Annotated in this window: 18 protein-coding genes; 13 read left to right on the top strand and 5 right to left on the bottom strand. The window is 61.0% G+C overall.

Features of this window, described 5'->3' with window-relative positions:
- The first annotated feature begins 74 nt into the window (after positions 1-74).
- The 3 genes from ACNAOT_RS05120 to ACNAOT_RS05110 all read left to right on the top strand — a co-directional run bounded on the left by ACNAOT_RS05120 (position 75) and on the right by ACNAOT_RS05110 (position 1661).
- Positions 75-533 carry a MarR family winged helix-turn-helix transcriptional regulator gene (locus ACNAOT_RS05120; RefSeq protein WP_178996166.1) on the top strand — a complete coding sequence of 153 codons (459 nt, stop codon included), beginning with the start codon at positions 75-77 and terminating at the stop codon, positions 531-533.
- A gap of 117 nt (positions 534-650) precedes the next feature.
- On the top strand, positions 651-869 hold the full coding sequence (locus ACNAOT_RS05115; protein WP_420180269.1) for a hypothetical protein: 219 nt from the start codon (positions 651-653) through the stop codon (positions 867-869).
- Positions 870-929: 60 nt separating this feature from the next.
- Positions 930-1661 (top strand): DUF72 domain-containing protein, encoded by a 732-nt coding sequence (locus tag ACNAOT_RS05110; RefSeq protein WP_420180268.1) that lies wholly within the window; start codon positions 930-932, stop codon positions 1659-1661.
- Positions 1662-1666: 5 nt separating this feature from the next.
- Here the strand turns inward: ACNAOT_RS05110 and ACNAOT_RS05105 are convergent, their stop codons facing one another.
- A complete protein-coding gene (locus ACNAOT_RS05105; RefSeq protein ID WP_402941240.1) occupies positions 1667-2128 on the bottom strand; it encodes a GatB/YqeY domain-containing protein in 462 nt (153 codons plus the stop codon).
- A 208-nt stretch (positions 2129-2336) separates the two neighbouring features.
- On the opposite strand from ACNAOT_RS05105, the gene ACNAOT_RS05100 reads away from it, so the two are divergent.
- Positions 2337-2621 carry a DUF3040 domain-containing protein gene (locus ACNAOT_RS05100; protein WP_420180267.1) on the top strand — a complete coding sequence of 95 codons (285 nt, stop codon included), beginning with the start codon at positions 2337-2339 and terminating at the stop codon, positions 2619-2621.
- Here the strand turns inward: ACNAOT_RS05100 and ACNAOT_RS05095 are convergent.
- Complete coding sequence (locus ACNAOT_RS05095) at positions 2607-3902, bottom strand: NAD(P)/FAD-dependent oxidoreductase (protein WP_420180266.1); 1296 nt, start codon at positions 3900-3902, stop codon at positions 2607-2609. The two genes, ACNAOT_RS05100 and ACNAOT_RS05095, sit on opposite strands and share 15 nt — an antisense overlap.
- Positions 3903-4026: 124 nt before the next feature.
- On the opposite strand from ACNAOT_RS05095, the gene ACNAOT_RS05090 reads away from it, so the two are divergent.
- The 3 genes from ACNAOT_RS05090 to ACNAOT_RS05080 are packed head-to-tail and all read left to right on the top strand — an operon-like array spanning position 4027 to position 6238.
- Positions 4027-4812 (top strand): histidine phosphatase family protein, encoded by a 786-nt coding sequence (locus ACNAOT_RS05090; RefSeq protein WP_420180265.1) that lies wholly within the window; start codon positions 4027-4029, stop codon positions 4810-4812.
- Complete coding sequence (locus ACNAOT_RS05085) at positions 4790-5713, top strand: NAD(P)H-hydrate dehydratase (RefSeq protein ID WP_420180264.1); 924 nt, start codon at positions 4790-4792, stop codon at positions 5711-5713. Before ACNAOT_RS05090 ends, ACNAOT_RS05085 begins: the two co-directional genes overlap by 23 nt.
- A gap of 18 nt (positions 5714-5731) precedes the next feature.
- A complete protein-coding gene (locus ACNAOT_RS05080) occupies positions 5732-6238 on the top strand; it encodes a hypothetical protein (RefSeq protein WP_420180263.1) in 507 nt (168 codons plus the stop codon).
- Here ACNAOT_RS05080 and ACNAOT_RS05075 read toward each other — a convergent pair.
- Positions 6235-7899 carry a RecQ family ATP-dependent DNA helicase gene (locus ACNAOT_RS05075; RefSeq protein WP_420180262.1) on the bottom strand — a complete coding sequence of 555 codons (1665 nt, stop codon included), beginning with the start codon at positions 7897-7899 and terminating at the stop codon, positions 6235-6237. The genes ACNAOT_RS05080 and ACNAOT_RS05075 overlap by 4 nt on opposite strands.
- A gap of 127 nt (positions 7900-8026) precedes the next feature.
- On the bottom strand, positions 8027-8647 hold the full coding sequence (locus ACNAOT_RS05070; RefSeq protein ID WP_420180261.1) for a dihydrofolate reductase family protein: 621 nt from the start codon (positions 8645-8647) through the stop codon (positions 8027-8029).
- A gap of 104 nt (positions 8648-8751) precedes the next feature.
- On the opposite strand from ACNAOT_RS05070, the gene ACNAOT_RS05065 reads away from it, so the two are divergent.
- Positions 8752-8985, top strand: coding sequence for a hypothetical protein (locus ACNAOT_RS05065; RefSeq protein WP_139025136.1), 234 nt, complete (start codon positions 8752-8754; stop codon positions 8983-8985).
- 26 nt (positions 8986-9011) lie between these two features.
- Here ACNAOT_RS05065 and ACNAOT_RS05060 read toward each other — a convergent pair whose 3' ends face one another.
- Complete coding sequence (locus tag ACNAOT_RS05060; protein ID WP_420180260.1) at positions 9012-10571, bottom strand: glycoside hydrolase family 32 protein; 1560 nt, start codon at positions 10569-10571, stop codon at positions 9012-9014.
- 227 nt (positions 10572-10798) lie between these two features.
- Here ACNAOT_RS05060 and ACNAOT_RS05055 point away from each other — a divergent pair, with 227 nt between their 5' ends.
- The 5 genes from ACNAOT_RS05055 to ACNAOT_RS05035 are packed head-to-tail and all read left to right on the top strand — an operon-like array spanning position 10799 to position 16565.
- Positions 10799-12235 (top strand): family 43 glycosylhydrolase, encoded by a 1437-nt coding sequence (locus tag ACNAOT_RS05055; protein ID WP_420180259.1) that lies wholly within the window; start codon positions 10799-10801, stop codon positions 12233-12235.
- 47 nt (positions 12236-12282) lie between these two features.
- Positions 12283-13620, top strand: coding sequence for an ABC transporter substrate-binding protein (locus ACNAOT_RS05050; RefSeq protein WP_420180258.1), 1338 nt, complete (start codon positions 12283-12285; stop codon positions 13618-13620).
- A 46-nt stretch (positions 13621-13666) separates the two neighbouring features.
- Positions 13667-14545 carry a carbohydrate ABC transporter permease gene (locus ACNAOT_RS05045; RefSeq protein WP_091465608.1) on the top strand — a complete coding sequence of 293 codons (879 nt, stop codon included), beginning with the start codon at positions 13667-13669 and terminating at the stop codon, positions 14543-14545.
- A complete protein-coding gene (locus ACNAOT_RS05040; protein WP_179019932.1) occupies positions 14545-15447 on the top strand; it encodes a carbohydrate ABC transporter permease in 903 nt (300 codons plus the stop codon). The genes ACNAOT_RS05045 and ACNAOT_RS05040 overlap by 1 nt, the downstream gene beginning before the upstream one ends.
- A gap of 38 nt (positions 15448-15485) precedes the next feature.
- Positions 15486-16565: a LacI family DNA-binding transcriptional regulator gene (locus ACNAOT_RS05035; protein ID WP_420180257.1), complete on the top strand. Its 1080-nt coding sequence runs from the start codon at positions 15486-15488 to the stop codon at positions 16563-16565.
- Positions 16566-16578 lie beyond the last annotated feature (13 nt).

Genomic DNA, 16578 nt, shown 5'->3' with positions numbered 1-16578 from the left:
TCCTTGTCATGATCAATGAGAATACGGATCATTGAAAAAGTCAACGATTGTTTTTCATTACTATTGGAGTTGTCATGGGCCCGCAAAGCACCGAAGTGGAAACCCCGCGCCTGGCCGGAGCAAAAATCGGCAGCGATGTGGGTCTGTTGCTGGCCAAACTGCATGCCACAGGCTCACTCCTGAACAACAAGGCCCTGGCTGATTACGGCCTCCGGGAGCGGTCTTTCTCCGTGCTGACACTCGCGTGCAGCGGGTTGGAACCTACCCAACGTGAGCTCGCTGATTTCCTCAGCCTAGATCCCAGCCAAGTGGTCAGCCTTGTCGACGACCTCGAACACCGCGGACTGGTGAAGCGAGCCCAAGGCAAGCAGGACCGCCGAGCCAAGATCATCGTCTCCACAACCGAGGGCCGACGGATCCACAACAAGGCGCGGGCAGCGCTGGAAGTGTGCGAGCAAACCCAACTCGCGGCGCTTAGCGAGGATGAGAACGCGCAGCTAAGGGCGCTGCTGAAGAAAGCGCTGTGGGGCTAGGCTCGGCGCCGCCGGCCCGAACTTGGGGCGATCGATGGACATCTGCACAGGAGCCCCCGGCTACCGTATGCACCTGTCCATATCGGCATCCTGGCTCTTCTGTCAGGATCGGAGACTATGAACTTCCCTCTCTTCCACGATCCCCTGCAGGGCACCGTCACCGTTGACGCACCTGTTCGTGATCCTCAAATCCACCGCCAGACCCGTGCCACCAACCGGCCGGCCCGGCAGGCAACACATGGCTCCAAGCCTGTGCGAAGCTCACGGCAGCGTGAGGTAGCCAAAGTCGCCGAAGACCTCCAGGCCTTGATGGCGAGGACCACTGGGCGGCACTAGTCTTGTGAGCCTCCCAAGCCAGCCACCCTTTCCTGTGAATAACCCGCTACCATCCACTTCATGGGCATCCACATCGGCACCTCGGGCTGGAGCTACGACCATTGGGAGAACGTGCTGTATCCCGCGGGCCTCCCTGTTGCCAAGCGCCTGGCCCACTACACAGCCCGGTTCAACACGGTGGAACTGAATGCCAGTTTCTACCGATGGCCTCGCGACACGTCCTTCGCGAGTTGGAGGGAGCGGCTCCCGCCCGGCTTTGCCATGTCGGTGAAAGCGCCGCGGGGCCTCACGCACGGCAAAAAACTATATAGTCCAGAAGTTTGGGTGGAACGGATCGTCCGCTGCTGGCACGAACTCGGCGACAAAAGGGCTGTGCTGCTGGCGCAGCTCCCGCCAGGTTTTGAACGCGACGAAGCCCGCCTCGACTACTTCCTGGCTACCCTCCCGCAGTGGATTCGCGTCGCCGTCGAGTTTCGCCATGACAGCTGGGACCACCCGGACGTCTACGCCCTGCTGGAACGCCGAGGTGCTGCCTACTGCATCATGAGTGGCGCCCATCTGCCGTGCATCCTCCGGGCCACCGCACCGTTCGTGTACGTTCGACTGCACGGCCCGGACCATGAGCACCTCTACGGCGGCTCATACTCCCATGACGATCTCCAATGGTGGGCGGACCGGATTCGCGAGTGGGACGGCGCCGGCAAGGATGTCTACGTCTACTTCAACAACGACGGCGGTGGTAACGCCGTGCGGAATGCTGACACTTTGCGGTGGCTGCTTGGGGTCGGCTGACCTCACTACGCCAAGCGTCCGCGCACGATCTCGCTTACAGTCTTGCCGTCAAAACGTCCTGCAACCTTGGCGGTGACGGGCTTCATCACGGCTCCGATGGAACGCATGGAAAGCTCTTGACCGTCAGCCTTCAGTGCCTGGATGGCGTCGTCGACGATCGCCTCTACTTCTTCCCTGGTGAGGGCCTTCGGCAGGTAAGCCTCGATGATTTCAGCCTCAGCAACTTCGGCGGCTGCACGGTCGGTTTCGCCGGCCTCCGTGTAGATGCGGGCCGTGTCCCGGCGCTTGGCGGCTTCCTTTTGAAGCAGTGATGTGACCTGCGCGTCGTCCAGCTCCACCGGAGTCTTCCCGGACTTCTCGCGGGTAGTAATCTCGCCCAGCACGTTGCGGACAGTAGTAAGGGCGGTCTTGTTGCCAGCCTTCATGTGGTCGACGACGTCGGCTTTCAAGCGCTCTTTGAGTGTCATGATGTTGCTCCTTGTTCGGGGTTCCTCCTGCTATCTTTCCAGCTTGGGTGCTCAAGCGGGTCTCCCTCCGCACGAACACAGAATTCATGCTTGAAATCTGAATAGTAAGCATGCTTAGCTTATCGAGTCACTGGAAATCAGGTTTACCCGCGAAACCAGCTGATATGCCAACCGCACAAAGGAGCCGTAGCGCTTAGGAGGAACTCCCATGCCACTTTCAGAAAGGGAGCGCAAAGTACTGCAGCAGCTTGAGCGCGAGCTCTTCATCCAAGACCCGGATTTGGCCCGGCAATTGGAATCCGGGGTTCCCGTAGGCGGTCCTGTTCAACCCCGCATCCGCGACGTCATGGCCGCCGCCGTCGGAGTGCTGTTGATCCTGCTGTCCATCCCCCTGCACGTATTTCCGCTTGCCATGGCCGGCATACTCCTTGTTGCCCACGCACTTTTGGCTCACAGGACTTACAAAAACGGGTCCTCGTCAAGACTCCTTTGAAGGCAATGCACCCGGCGGATCCTGTTCCGTTGGTTCCTTCTCAATCGGTCCGCTGACCACTACCTGCGCAGGGCTGTGGAGGAGGTAGCCGTTGAGCCAGGAGAACAAGGCCCGGATCTTTTGTTGGACCCCGGACAACAGTGCGAGGTGCACCAAAAGCCAGGACAAGAAGGCAAGGATGCCTTGCAACTGGAGGCGCTTGCGGCCCAGCTCTGCCACTGCGGCGCCACGCCCCACCATCGCCATATAGCCTTTGTCCACATAGCGGAAGGGCGTCCGACTGCCACCACTGAGCTCCGCGAGGATGTTCTTAGCGGCCCATTTTCCGGCCTGTTGAGCGACCGAACCCAGTTGCGGCAATTTTGCACCCGTTGAATCCGTGATGTTGGCTGCATCTCCAATGACGTAGACGCCTTCCGCATCCGGGGCAGTCAAGTCGGTACGGACATCGATACGCCCGCCTCTCCCCTGAGCAAGACCCGAGCCGGCAATGAGGTCGCCCGCTTTCAGGCCCCCGGCCCACACCACGATTTGTCCGGGTACAGAACTCCCGTCCGCCAAGGTCACCCCGTCCTGCCGGACTTCAGTCACGCCCACACCCATGTGCAGTTGGACTCCCACCTTCTTCAAGTGGTCCGTGGCATAGCTCTGGGACTTCTTGGAGAACATGTTCAGGACACTGGGAACCATATCCACCAGATGCACCCGACAACGCGCTGCCAGCTCCGGCGAGAAGTACTTGCTCACAACGTATTTGACGTTTTCGGCCATTGCTCCAGCCGTTTCAACACCAGTGGGCCCGCCTCCCACCACAACGACATCCACCGACCCGTCGGAGTTTCTGTCAGCCTGGTCCAACAACCGGGTGAGGCCCGTCCCAAGCCTCGTGGCATCGGTGACCGAATACAGCGGAAAGGCATGCTCTTCCGCGCCGGGGGTATTGAAGAAGTTCGGGACCGCCCCGACCGCGATGACCAGGATATCGGCACGCATGACGCGACCATCAGACGTCCGGACCACTCGATCAGCGGCGCTAACGGATTCCACCTTCGACGTCAGAACCTTGACTGTTTTGTAGCGGCGGAAAACCGAACGAAGCGGCCGGGCGATGGCCGACACTCCGATTTGCGAGGTTGCCACTTGATAAAGAAGCGGCTGGAACTGGTGGTAGTTGTTCGAGTCGATCAGCAAGACGCGAACACCCTTGCGCCCGAGCTCCTTGGCTGCTGCTACGCCCGCGAATCCGGCACCGACAATGATGACTGGGTATGAGTCCTCCATGCGAGCAACTTACTTCACTCCACCTCCGGACAACAGGGGTTCGCGATCGCCGCCGAGCGTTTATCTTCTGGCCCTGTGGGTACGCAGTGGGTAGTGTTCTGCATTCGGCGACGCACGCGAAAGGGTGATCTTTGTGAATGAGGACGGGCTGACGAACGCAGTGCAGGAGGCCGGCGCTGTGGAGTTGCTCCTGATCCGGCATGGCGAGAGCGAAGGCAACGTGGCCGCAACCGAGGCTCGTTTGGCCGGAGCCGAAGTGATTGATGTTCCAGCCAGGGACGCTGATGTGAACCTGTCGGGTACCGGAAGGGATCAGGCCAAAGCACTGGGAACGGCACTGGCCCGGATCGCCGATGAGCTCCGTCCGGATGCAGTTGTCTCCTCCCCCTATGCACGGGCCAGGCAGACCGCGGAAATCGCTGTTGAGACTGCCGGCTGGCCCGTGAAGGTGCTCACCGATGAACGCCTCCGCGACCGGGAACTGGGCATCTTGGACCGGCTTACACGTTTGGGCGTGGAGACCCGATATCCGGACGAAGCCGAGCGGCGGCTGTGGCTGGGCAAGCTCTACTACAGGCCGCCGGGCGGGGAATCGTGGGCTGACGTCGCGCTCCGCCTTCGTTCAATCCTGGATGAGCTCAATACCCTGGGAACAGGGCACCGGGTGATGCTGGTCTGCCACGACGCCGTCATCCTGCTGGTCCGTTATGTCCTGGAGGGCATGTCCGAGCAAGAAATTCTTGACCTTGCAGCGACCACGTCAGTGCTGAATGCATCCATCACCCGGTACGTGCGGCCTTCGGGCGCGGGGCCCTGGAAGCTGGAGAGCTTCAATGTAGCCGACCACCTCACGGAACAGGGTGTCACCGTCACAGAGCACGCCGGAGATGCCAGTGTCCACCCACAGTGATTCCAGCGCCCCCACACTGGTGACACCATCGCTTCTGCGTGACTGGCCCCTGCCGGCCCCCGGAGAAGACAAATACTCACGCGGTGCAGTGTTGGTCATTGGTGGCGCCCGGGCGACCCCCGGCGCGGCTTTGCTCTCCGGGACCGCAGCCCTTCGTGCGGGTGCGGGAAAAATTACCTTGGCCGTGGCCGAATCCGTAGCGGTGCACGTGGGAGTTGCACTGCCGGAGTGCGGCTCAATCGCCCTGCCCGAGAACGCCGAGGGGTCCGTGACAGGTGAAGGAATGGAGAGGATCTCGTCGTACTTGGAACGGGCCGACGCCGTGCTGATCGGCCCGGGTTTGGACGATCCCGAACTCGCCGAATCGCTGCTGCGAGCGCTGCTTGAGCGGGAGGAACCCCGCGGAGCCACGGACGACGGCGGAGCTCCCGCCATCGTTCTCGATGCCTATGCCTTGGGCGGGTTGGTGAGGATCGAGGACGAGTTGGGACCGTGGCGTGGCCGGCTGATCCTGACTCCGAACCCCACGGAAACCGGAATTCTTCTGGGCAGGGACGTGGAGGATCTTGGGGCTGATGTTGCTGAGGTCGCCCGGCGGTTTGATGCGGTGGTGAGTTGCCAGGGATACATCGCCGCTCCGGAGCCCACGGAGGACTCGATGCTGTGGAAAATCACCACCGGCTACGGCGGCCTGGGGACGTCAGGCAGCGGCGATGTGTTGGCAGGGGCCATCGCCGGACTCCGTGCACGCGGTACCAGCGATGCCCAAGCCGCGTGCTGGGGCACCCATCTTCACGCGGCCGCCGCCGACCGTCTGGCCAGCAAGCTCGGGCCCTTGGGGTTCCTTGCCCGGGAACTCGCGGACGAACTGCCAGCCCTCATGCTGGAGCTCAATACCTGATTCCCCTAGTCTGCCTGCATGGGGATCATGGGAAGCAGCACTAAATCATCGCGGGTGATAGTCAGCATTGTTGGGCTGCTTGGGATAACGGCGTACGCTCTTTTCGCGGCGTTGCAGATCCTCGTGTGGAATCCTCTCGCCGCTGTTCCGGGTGCCACCCTGGACGAGATACATGAGGGCCTGGCCCGGCACAACGAATCAATTTCGTTGGCCGCGGTGTTGACGTGGTCAAGCATTGGAACGGTTCTTGGTGCCGTTGTGGTTCTGCTGACTGCGAGACGCGTTATTTCACGGATGAGAACCGTTGTGATTCTCCAGCTCTTGATCTTGGTGCTTGGCGCTCCTATGTATTTCTTCGCATCCTTCTCCGCAGGCATGGCCCTGGCAGACGCCTTCTTCATATCCGGCGGCGACTACTCTCCTTGGGGCAAGCTGCTGTATCTCGTGAGCGGGACGGCATTGACCGGCATGCTGATGGTGATGATCTTTCGTGGCAAGTCCGGAGTGCATCCGGCCCGCACCTAGGCAGGCTTCAGCAATTCATGCTCCACGACGGCGGTGCGCGACAGGGTTTTGTAGCCCTCCTGTTCGAACAGAACAGTCATGACATCGTCCTCGTGCCGCATCACCAGGCCCGGACCCCATTCTTTGTGGATCACAGTGGACTGCAACGGAAACAGGTTCTCTGCGTCTGAGGTGGGGTGCCCGGCGGAACCCGGCCCGGCGTCGTCGTGAATTTCAGCGCAGGCATCGCAGTTGCCGCAGGGCTCCGGCAGGTTCTCCCCAAAGTAGCCCAGCAGGAACTGACGACGGCAGGCATCCGTCTCCGCAAAGCCTCGCATCATGGTGAGCCGCGACTGGTCCACGCGTTGCCGCGCCTCAGCCAGTTCGACGGCTCGGTCCACTAATGTGCTCAGCTTGGCTTTGGAGCTGAGGCGGGTGCCGCGCTTACCGGTCCTCACGGCGCCGGCTTCCTTCAACTGGTTCACCAGTGCCGTGACACGGCGGGCAGGGAAACCGGTGAGCTCCACCAAGGCGGTCTTCGGAGCAGGCGCACCGGCATTCTTGATGACTTTCAGCACGGTCATGAGCGCCTCCGCGTCCGGGGAGTGGGTGGCGAAGAACTTGCGCAGCCCGAGGTCCTCGGCACGGTAGTGCAGTATCGCGGAAGCCTGTTCACCATCGCGGCCCGCGCGGCCGATTTCCTGGTAGTAAGAGTCCAGGGACTCCGGAATGTCGGCGTGCACCACGAACCGGACATTGGGTTTGTCGATTCCCATGCCAAAGGCAGTGGTAGCCACTACGACGTCCAGTTCATCATCCAGGAATTGCTCATGGATACTTTCCCGGTCGGAGTCCGTGCGGCCTGCGTGATACGCCTCCGCACGGAGACCGTGCTCTACCAGCTTGGCCGCGTATTTCCCCGTGTCCTTGCGGGTGGCGGCATACAACAGCCCCAGGCCCCCCGCCTTGGCAAGCGCTACGACTTGTTCCACTACGGCTTGTCGCTTGCCCTTGTCCTCCTGGTGCCGGACAACGTCGAGGCTGATGTTGGGGCGGTCGAACCCTCGAACCAGGACCAGCGGCTCTGTCATGCCGAGTCGCTTCACGATTTCGTCACGCACTGGTGGGGACGCCGTTGCGGTGAGGGCTATGACCGGCGGCTTGCCCAAGCGTTCGCGGACATTGCCCAGTTCGAGGTAGTCCGGCCGGAAGTCGTGGCCCCAGGAGGAGACGCAATGTGCCTCGTCCACCACAAACATGGTGATGTCCAGCTTAGCGATCCGCTCCACGGTCTCCTGCTTGGCCAATTGCTCGGGGGCAAGGAACAGAAAGGTTGCTTTACCGGCCTCGGCTGCCTGCCAGGCTTCCTCCACCTCTGAATCGCTTCGGGATGAATTGATGGCGACGGCGGCGCCCTCGCCCAAGTTATCCGTCAACCCGTCCAGCTGGTCTTCCTGTAGGGCAATGAGGGGAGAAACGACGACGGCGGGCCGGCCCGTTTGGTTGTAAAGGTGCAGCGCTGCGACTTGATAGGTAGCAGACTTTCCATAGCCGGTGGGCATGACAGCCAGGACATCACGCCCCTCTACCAGGGCGGTCATGCCGGCGAGTTGGCCGTCGCGCAGCTCGGGCAAAGAAAAGGAAGAGGCCGCCAGAGCGGTCAAGGCAAGGTCATCGGACATTAAGGTGTGGCTCCGCGTTGTGGTTCCTGCGGCCACTTGCATCAGCCGAGGTGACCAGCCTAGCGCGGGCGGGCACCCGCCGTCGTACGCTGTTTCTCCGGTTGTGGATAACCTCGCATTCGTGACGTCAGCGCGAGGCCGCGGAGCCTACCTGATAGACAAGATGGATGACGCGGGTCCCGGAAACGATCACGGGATCGTCGAGCATGACGTCCGTTGCCAAATCTCCGAACCAACGGATTCCGCTTCCCAGCAGTACCGGCACCAAGTCAACACGGAGTTCGTCCATGACACCACGGCGCAAGCACTGCTGCACCACGTCCGCGCCGGCAACGCCAATCTCCTTACCAGCCGCCAGGTGGGCGGCACGCTCCAGGGCCGTGTCCAGGTCCCCTACGAATTCAAACGGCACGGGCTTGCCATCCCGCCGGACAGGTGGCCAGCCCGCCGGGGGTTCGCGGTGCGTCAGGACAACGGTTGGTGACTCATTGGGCGGGTGACCGCCCCACCCCTTTGCCACGTCGAAGATCCGCCTGCCGGAGATGAACGCTCCCTCCCGCGGAAGTGACTTCCAGTAGTCGGCGTCGGCTTCACTGAGATGAAACGGCACAGGGTGGCCTGGCATCCAGGTTTCCACGGATCCGGCCTCGTACCAGTCGAATAAGGGGCCGACGCCGTCATCCTCACGGGCGATGAATCCATCAAGGGACATGGAAAACTGGGCTGATACGCGGCTGTTCCTGTACATGGAATCAGTGTCGTGGCACCGCTGGAGTTGTCAAGGACGCTGCCCGGCCGCAAGGGTCGTCAGGGTACTTATAAACGGTGGCAGTTGTGCCTATGCTTAGTCCCATGGAGCCCACTTCAGCCATCCTTCTAGTGCTTATCGGCGTGGTTGTCTGGCTCGGAGCCACCATCCTCCCCTTGGCCCTGCTTCCCTCGTCGCGCGCCGAGGAGGAGCACAAGCCCAGAGCACGCCACCCCCGCCAGCCTCGACGTGAGCCGCGCGCCGTCCACCGCTTTCGACCTTCCTCACTGAAGGTCCGCTCGGGTCACCATGCCCATGCGCGGCCCCACGGCGCTTAGCCCCGGGGCCGCACACTACAGCCTGGCTACAGCGGATTGCCAAACTCCCGGATGGTGATTCCGGTGAAGTCCGCCGGGCCACCGTCCGCATACAGTGAAAGCCCTGTGTCGCCGTCTGCGAAGTGAACCTGCTGTGAAATCACGGTGTGTCCCGAGTTCACAAATACCTCAACGCTCTGCGTGTCCACGAAGATGCGCAGATGGACTGACCGCGCATTGGCATCGATGGGCGCTGCGGCCCGAACGTAGGGCATCAGTGTGTACCCACTTTGGTCTGAAGGCGCACGGTCGACGTATAACTCGTCGCCGTACTTGCCGATATTGGTATGACGGGAACCGTCCGGGGAACGGCCAACAGATACGCCAACGTTCGTTGCCAGATTCCAGGAAACGTGGAGCTCAAGCTCATAAGCACGCCCGCTCCATGGCAGTACCACGCTGCCGTCAACCGTACGGTCGGGCAGGGCCGTGGTGGCAGTGACGTAGCCTTGCAGCGCGCCAACCGGAGCGCTGAGCAAGCTGTACCAGCCTCCCGATTGGCGTTCCAGGCGCAGTTCCCGCGTGATTGAGTTCTGCCCGTTGTAGCCGTCGGAGGCATCTGTGGGTACGTCACGGGCGGCGTACTTCCAGTTGTTCATCCAAGCGATTGCCAGGCGCTTCTTTTCGGGATCCTCGACGGAGGGCCACGTGACGGCGGCGTACCAATCCCATCCCCAATCGAGCCACTGCGGCGTGAGGTCATCAGCAACGAACGTCGTGCCGTTCCAGGCACCCGTCCAATAGGCAAAGGTCATCGGCAGATCGACGCTGTAGGCATCCATGCTCGCGCCGAACACCCAATGCCGGGTGCCGTCGTCGGCGGTCATCTCAAACAGATCCGGACATTCAATACCTCCCAGGGCGTGGTTCGGGTAGTCGAAGTTGGATTTCCAGTTCCAGTCCCGCAGGTTTGCTGAGGTGTAGAACGCTGCGTACCGCGCCCGTCCGATCACGCACACCCACTCATTGCGCACTCCGTCCCAGTGGATCTTCGGATCACGGAACCACTCTGCGTTCTCAATCTCAGCTTGGGTGGTGGCGGTTCGTCCGTCAGTGTTCACGATTACCGGGTCCGGGAGGGCGGAGAACGTGTAGCCGCCGTCGGTTGACCAGTAGAGGTATTGCTCCTGGAACTTTCGAATGCCGCCAGTCGGCTGAGTGGCCAGTGCGACTACCGCCCCGGCACCGAAACCAGCGGTGTTCGCGGTGTCCACCACCGCCGATCCCGACCACACCGGGAAATCGGGCTGCAAGGGCATCACCACACCGTGGTGTGTGAAGGCGACGCCGTCGCCCGTAGTTGCGTGGTCCCATCCGCCCGGGCCGTTGTTCTGGCCGGAGTGGAGATAGTAGAGCTGGTAGGCGCCATTGGTGTGGACGGGACGTTGCGGGTCACACAGCCAGCCCGAAGGTGGAGTCATGTGGTAGACGGCCCGAAGTGACGCCGGGGCGTCTGCGGCTGCGGGGGCGGCGTTGCTCAAGAACAAGGCTAAGGCGCCAGCGCCTGCGCCCTGCAGTGCAGTGCGACGAGAGATTTCGTACGTCATTGATTCGTTCCTCTCAAGGTTCGGCGCAACAGCGCGCCGAAGGGCCATTCATGCGGTGGGGGAAGCCGAAGCTATGCAGGACCCTAGCTGCACCGCCTGACGAAGGTCAAGCGTTTTAGCAAGAGCAAAAATATTAGGAATGAATTTTGCTAAAACGCTTGAACAGTCTGAAATTACACGCTAGCTTTCAGTGATCAAACGCTTTAGCAGAATGGACATCAGCGCAGATGAAACGCTCAGTCTTTTTCCAGCCCTCCGACGGATGGGTTGGGGACCTCATCCCCTTCGAGAAGGACGGGGAGTTCCGGCTCTTCTACCTTCACGAAGACCGCTCAGACCCGAAACCCGGCACCTCATGGAATCTGGTCACCACAAAAGACCTCACCCAGTTTGAGGACCATGGCGTTTCGTTGCACCACGGCAGCGAAACCGACCTGGACTTCAACGCCTACACGGGCAGCATCATCACGGACGGGTCCGGCGTCCACCACCTGTTCTACACCGGCCAGAACCCCCGCAATCTCGGCCCGGACGGCGTGCCCCTTCAATTGGTCATGCACGCCACGAGCTCTGACGGTATGGAAACCTGGCAAAAGCACCCCGAGCTCACCTTCGGCGCTCCGGACGGCTACGAGTCCGGTGATTGGCGTGATCCCTTTGTGTTTTGGGATGACAGCAAGAACCAGTGGCGGATGCTTCTCGCGGCAAGGCACTCAACAGGGCCGGAACGGCGCCGCGGCGTCATCGCGCAGTGTGTGTCCACGGACCTGATGACCTGGCAGCACACTGAACCGTTCTGGGATCCGCGCCGGTACATCACGCACGAATGCCCGGACGTCTTCTCTTGGGGAGACTGGTGGTACATGGTGTACTCCGAGTTCTCGGAATCGTTCACCACCCGGTACCGCATGTCCAAAAGCCCCGACGGGCCGTGGACCGTGCCCACGCTGGACAGCATCGACGGCCGCGCCTTCTATGCGTCAAAAACCGCAGAGCGGGACGGACGGCGCTTTTTCTTCGGATGGATTGCCAGTAAGGAAGGCAACGCAGATCAGGGTCCATGGCAGTGGGCCGGAACAATGTCCGTGCTGGAAGCCCTCCAAAACCCCGACGGGACACTCGGCTTTTCGTTCGCAGATGAACTCGTGGAGAGCTTCTGGGACGACGTCCCCGTGTCCCTTGCGGGTTCCTTGCCGGCTTTGCTCCACGTGCCGGACGGTTACACCGCTATGGTCTCCGACGAGGAAATGCCCCAACAGTTTTACGCCAAAGCTGTCATTGACATCGCCGCCAACACCACCGAGTGCGGGCTGCTGCTGCGATCAAGCGACGACGGTGACCGGTCCTACGTTTTGCGATTGGAACCCAAACGCGGGCGACTTGTCTTCGACCGCTGGCCGCGCACCATCACCGGGGACGCACAGTGGCATGTCTCGGGCGACGTCCCCTTCGACATCGAACTCGAGCGGCCCTGCGACCTCACCCCTGGCGAGCACACCCTTGAGGTCATCGTCGACGGCGACATTTGCGTCGCCGTCGTCGACCGTCAGGTTGCGCTCAGCACCAGGATTTACGACCTGACGGCAGGGAGAATCGGCGTCTTCGCCGGCGAAGGAACCGCCACCGTCACCGAACTTGAGATACGTCAGCGCACCGACAACTGAATACCGCCCCATCCCCAACCTCTGTTCAATCAAGGGAGATTGCCGCCATGAAGAAACTATTCCGTGCCGCTGCCGTCGCAGCCGCCGCTGCCCTGGCTTTGACCGCCTGCGGCGGCGGAGGAGCCGCCAGTGACCCCTCCAACGTCAGCCCTACCGGCGAGATCAAGCCCCGCGAAATATCCTGGCTGCTCTCCAGGCCCGCGGACGGAGCTGTCATCAACATCATGAAGAAACTCGCGGACGACTACGCCAAGGAACACCCAGGCTTCGCACTGAACCTCATCACCACCCCGGACCGGCCCTCGTACATTCAAAAGCTTGAAACCCTGGCCGCAGCCAACAAGCTACCGGAATTGTTCGATACCGATGCCACCCCCTTCGCCCAGGAACTGGCCAAGCAAGGCAAAATGGTGGACGCCGATAAGCTCCTGAAGTCACTGGACATTTACGACGATTACCGGCCCGGCGCACTGGACTACCAGCGCTTCGACGACGGCTCCCTGTACATGATTCCGTTCCAGTTCGAACTCGAATTCATCTGGTACAACAAGGCCCTGATGCAGAAGGCCGGCGTTTCCGTGCCGAAGTCCCTCGACGACATTCCCGCCATGTGCACTGCCCTGCGGAATGCCGGGATCACCCCGATCGCCATCGACGGACAGGACCAGTGGCCGCTGGAACGCTACGTCGCGTACCAGCCGTTCCGTGAAGCGGGACCCGATTTCGTCCAGAAGCTAAAGAAGGGCGAGGCGTCCTTCTCGGATGCCGCCGGCCAGAAGACCGTGAAGTGGATGGCTGACCTTGGCAAGGCCAAGTGCTTCCAGGAGGGCTTCTCCGCCCAAGGATATTCGGACGCGCAGAACCAGTTCACCTCGGGACAGGCCGCCATGTACAACATCGGCACCTGGGAACTTCCCAGCCTCGCCACGGACAAGCTCAACCCTGATGTGCGGGACGACATCGATTTCTTCACCTTGCCCACCACTGGAAGTTCGGTGACTGCTGCAAACGAGTTCGTATCACCCTCCGGTATTGGCATGGCAGTGAACTCGAAGACCTACGACCCGCTGGTGAGCGACTTCCTGAAGTTCGCCTTGGAGAAGTACCCGGCTGAATACGCTGCCACCGGGGCCCTCTCCCCCACCACCAACGTACAAACGACCATCCCGGCGAACGCGACTCCGTTGTACAAGAAGGCGCTCGAAACGGCCAACACCCTTGGGGACAAGCAAGCAATGCCGTGGGACACCCAGCTGGACCCCACCACCAACGGCCGGCTGCAACAGGAACTCGTCCTCCTGGTCCAGGGCAACATCACGCCCGAACAGTTCACCAAGACCATGGACGACGCCATCAAGCAGAACGCCCCCAAGTTCTTCAAGTAAACCCAAGCGGCGGGGGCTCCCAAGGCCCCCGCCCGAAAGGCCCACCATGCTACCCAACAGGTCAAGGACCTCGGTCCTGGTCTTCCTGCTTCCACCGCTGCTGCTCTACTGCGCAGCCGTACTCTTCCCGATTCTTCAGTCGCTGTTCCTCAGCTTCTTCTCGTGGAACGGCATCAGCGAGATGGAGTTCGTAGGCCTCGCCAACTACGTCCGGATGCTCACCGCAGACGACATTTTCTGGAGGTCCTTCTTCAACGCACTCCTGTACCTGGCCATCTGCCTGGTGCTGCAGCTCGGCGGAGCACTGGTCGTAGCCAGCCTGCTCACATCACTTCGCCGGGGCCGGGAACTCATCAAAACCCTCTACTTGCTGCCAGCTGTGATCTCCACCGTAGCGATCGCATTCCTCTTCATCCGCATCTACTCCATTGACCCCGTTGGCCTGTTGAACCAACTGCTGCATTGGCTAGGTTTGGGTTCCTTTGAGCGGGCTTGGCTCTCCGATGTAAACACCGTCCTGGCAGCCGTATCCGCCCCCGAGGGCTGGCGGTTCACCGGACTTTACATGCTCATCATTTACGCTGCCCTGATCGCCGTGCCCAAGGAACTGGAAGAAGCAGCGGTCCTGGATGGTGCCTCGAAATGGACACTCTTCACCAAGATCCGGTTTCCCTACATACGTCCCGTGTGGATTACCACCACCATCATGGCCACCACCTACGGCCTGCGCGGTTTCGATATCCCGTACCTCATGACCAACGGTGGCCCCGGGCAGTCCTCCGAGCTGCTCACCACCTATATGTACAAGACGGCCTTCACCAGCACGGACTTCGGCTACGCAAGCACAATCTCCGTCTTCATCGTGATCGAGTGCCTCGTCGCCGTCGGCCTCATCTTGTTCATGCTTAAGCGGAAGGCAGACTAATGATCACCCAAACAGCCCCTTCTACCCCGCGCGCGACAGTTCCGCCGTCGCCGGTTATTAAGCGACGGCGGCGTAAGCCGAGCCTGTACCGGACACTCTCGCGGGTCCTGATGATGCTCATCGTGATAGTTCAGGTCTACCCGCTCGCCTGGCTGTTCGTTACCAGCCTGAGGACGGAACACGACTTCGCAACCGGCGATCCCTTCGCTCTTCCCAGCTCGTTGACGTGGGAAAACTATGCGAGGGCCTTCGAAACCGGCGACCTGGGCCGAAACATCCTGAACAGTTTCATTGTCACCATGGGCGCCAACATCCTCATTGTGTTGTTCGGCATGATGGCTGCCTACGCCATCCAAGTTCTCGGCTTCCGCCTGAGCCGGTTCGTCCGCGGTTTGTTCCTGGTGGGGATCATTGTTCCCGTTCAAATCGCTTTGGTCCCACTGTTCATCGATTACTCCGCAGTGAACCTGTTGGACACCTACCAGTCGATGATCATCCCCCTGGCTGGCTTTGCCTTGCCCATGTCCATTTACCTGTTCTCATCCTTCTTCGAGTACATCCCGCGGGAAACCTACGAGGCCGCGTCCCTGGATGGTGCCGGCCCGTACAGGATTTTCGGTTTGATCACCCTGCCTCTTTCACTGAACACCGTGGTCACTGTTGTCTTGGTGAACAGCATCTTCATTTGGAATGACTTCATCTTCGCCAACACTTTTGTTCTTTCCGAGGACTTGAAGACGATTCCGCTGGGCCTGCAGAACTACATCGGGGCCATGGGCAAAGTGGATTGGACGGCTACCTTTGCGGCGGTCTGCGTGACCATCACTCCCCTGCTCTTGGTCTTCCTGGTCCTCAACAAGGCCATGATTCAAGGCTTGGAAAGCGGGGCGAATAAGGGATGAGCGCCACGGCAGACGGATATACTCCAGTCGGAGGACAGATGATTTCGCAGGAGAAAAATTCAGGCATCGCGGCCGCCCCCATCGATCATGCCAGAGCGGGCCGCGCCCATCCGGTGACCCTCCGCGAAGTCGCTGAACTAGCGGGCGTGTCCACTGCCACTGTTTCCCTGGTCATCAACAAAAAGAAGAACGCGCGCATTGCGGATGAGACGCGTCAACGGGTCACTGAGGCGATCGCCCAATTGGGCTACCGTCCGAATGCCATGGCCCAAACACTGGTCAGTGGAACCTCGAAGTTCATCGGGTTGGTGGCCGACGGCGTAGCCACTACGCCCTTCGCGGGCCAGATCATCCATGGTGCCCAGGATGAAGCCTGGAAACATGGTTACGCACTGCTGATCGCCAACACCGAAGGCAACCAGGACCTCGAAAGAGATGCCATTGCCATGATGCTGGAATACAAAGTCCGCGGCATCCTCTACTCAACGTGGTTCCACCGCCCCACCGATATCCCGGCAACCCTTCGCGAGGCGGATTTCGTCCTGGTCAACTGTTTTTCCCCCGACGCCGGGACCGCGCGGGCCGTAGTACCGGATGAGGCGCAAGGTGGACAGTCGGCCACTGAGATCCTGCTCCGCGGCGGCCACCGGCGAATCGCGTTTATCAATACCACCACCCCTGCACCCGCCAAAGATGGCCGACTCCAGGGCTACAAGGACGCACTTGAAGCCTCCGGAATTTCTTTTGATCCCGATCTGGTGCTCGAAGCGTACCCGGATCAGGAAGGCGGCTACGGTGCCACTGAGGATTTGCTCAAGCTTGGAGTCAGTGCGGTGTACTGCTACAACGACCGGATGGCCATGGGACTTTACGATGGCCTGCGGGAAAACGGCCTCTCCATCCCGGAGGACATTGCCGTGGTGGGTTTCGACAACCAGGAAGTCATCGCCGCCCACCTCCGGCCGCCACTGTCGACGGTGTCACTGCCCCACTATGAACTAGGCGCTGCGGGCGTTCGGATGCTGTTGGGCATTGATGCCGCGCCTCTCGAGTCCGCTGTGAAGATCGCTTGTCCGGCAGTTGAGCGCGACTCGGTTGCCGCTCACTCACCTGCCTGAAAACCTCTTGACA

The organism is Paenarthrobacter sp. TA1.8 (assembly GCF_048595705.1).
GTDB lineage: Bacteria > Actinomycetota > Actinomycetes > Actinomycetales > Micrococcaceae > Arthrobacter > Arthrobacter nitroguajacolicus.
This window is presented reverse-complemented; position numbering and strand designations above follow the sequence as displayed.

Coding starts and splice junctions, on each gene's coding strand:
- ACNAOT_RS05120 (WP_178996166.1), top strand. CDS start 75: ATGGGCCCGCAAAGCACCGAAGTGGAAACCCCGCGCCTGGCCGGAGCA.
- ACNAOT_RS05115 (WP_420180269.1), top strand. CDS start 651: ATGAACTTCCCTCTCTTCCACGATCCCCTGCAGGGCACCGTCACCGTT.
- ACNAOT_RS05110 (WP_420180268.1), top strand. CDS start 930: ATGGGCATCCACATCGGCACCTCGGGCTGGAGCTACGACCATTGGGAG.
- ACNAOT_RS05105 (WP_402941240.1), bottom strand. CDS start 2,128: ATGACACTCAAAGAGCGCTTGAAAGCCGACGTCGTCGACCACATGAAG.
- ACNAOT_RS05100 (WP_420180267.1), top strand. CDS start 2,337: ATGCCACTTTCAGAAAGGGAGCGCAAAGTACTGCAGCAGCTTGAGCGC.
- ACNAOT_RS05095 (WP_420180266.1), bottom strand. CDS start 3,902: ATGGAGGACTCATACCCAGTCATCATTGTCGGTGCCGGATTCGCGGGC.
- ACNAOT_RS05085 (WP_420180264.1), top strand. CDS start 4,790: ATGCCAGTGTCCACCCACAGTGATTCCAGCGCCCCCACACTGGTGACA.
- ACNAOT_RS05080 (WP_420180263.1), top strand. CDS start 5,732: ATGGGGATCATGGGAAGCAGCACTAAATCATCGCGGGTGATAGTCAGC.
- ACNAOT_RS05075 (WP_420180262.1), bottom strand. CDS start 7,899: ATGTCCGATGACCTTGCCTTGACCGCTCTGGCGGCCTCTTCCTTTTCT.
- ACNAOT_RS05070 (WP_420180261.1), bottom strand. CDS start 8,647: ATGTACAGGAACAGCCGCGTATCAGCCCAGTTTTCCATGTCCCTTGAT.
- ACNAOT_RS05065 (WP_139025136.1), top strand. CDS start 8,752: ATGGAGCCCACTTCAGCCATCCTTCTAGTGCTTATCGGCGTGGTTGTC.
- ACNAOT_RS05060 (WP_420180260.1), bottom strand. CDS start 10,571: ATGACGTACGAAATCTCTCGTCGCACTGCACTGCAGGGCGCAGGCGCT.
- ACNAOT_RS05055 (WP_420180259.1), top strand. CDS start 10,799: ATGAAACGCTCAGTCTTTTTCCAGCCCTCCGACGGATGGGTTGGGGAC.
- ACNAOT_RS05050 (WP_420180258.1), top strand. CDS start 12,283: ATGAAGAAACTATTCCGTGCCGCTGCCGTCGCAGCCGCCGCTGCCCTG.
- ACNAOT_RS05045 (WP_091465608.1), top strand. CDS start 13,667: ATGCTACCCAACAGGTCAAGGACCTCGGTCCTGGTCTTCCTGCTTCCA.
- ACNAOT_RS05040 (WP_179019932.1), top strand. CDS start 14,545: ATGATCACCCAAACAGCCCCTTCTACCCCGCGCGCGACAGTTCCGCCG.
- ACNAOT_RS05035 (WP_420180257.1), top strand. CDS start 15,486: ATGATTTCGCAGGAGAAAAATTCAGGCATCGCGGCCGCCCCCATCGAT.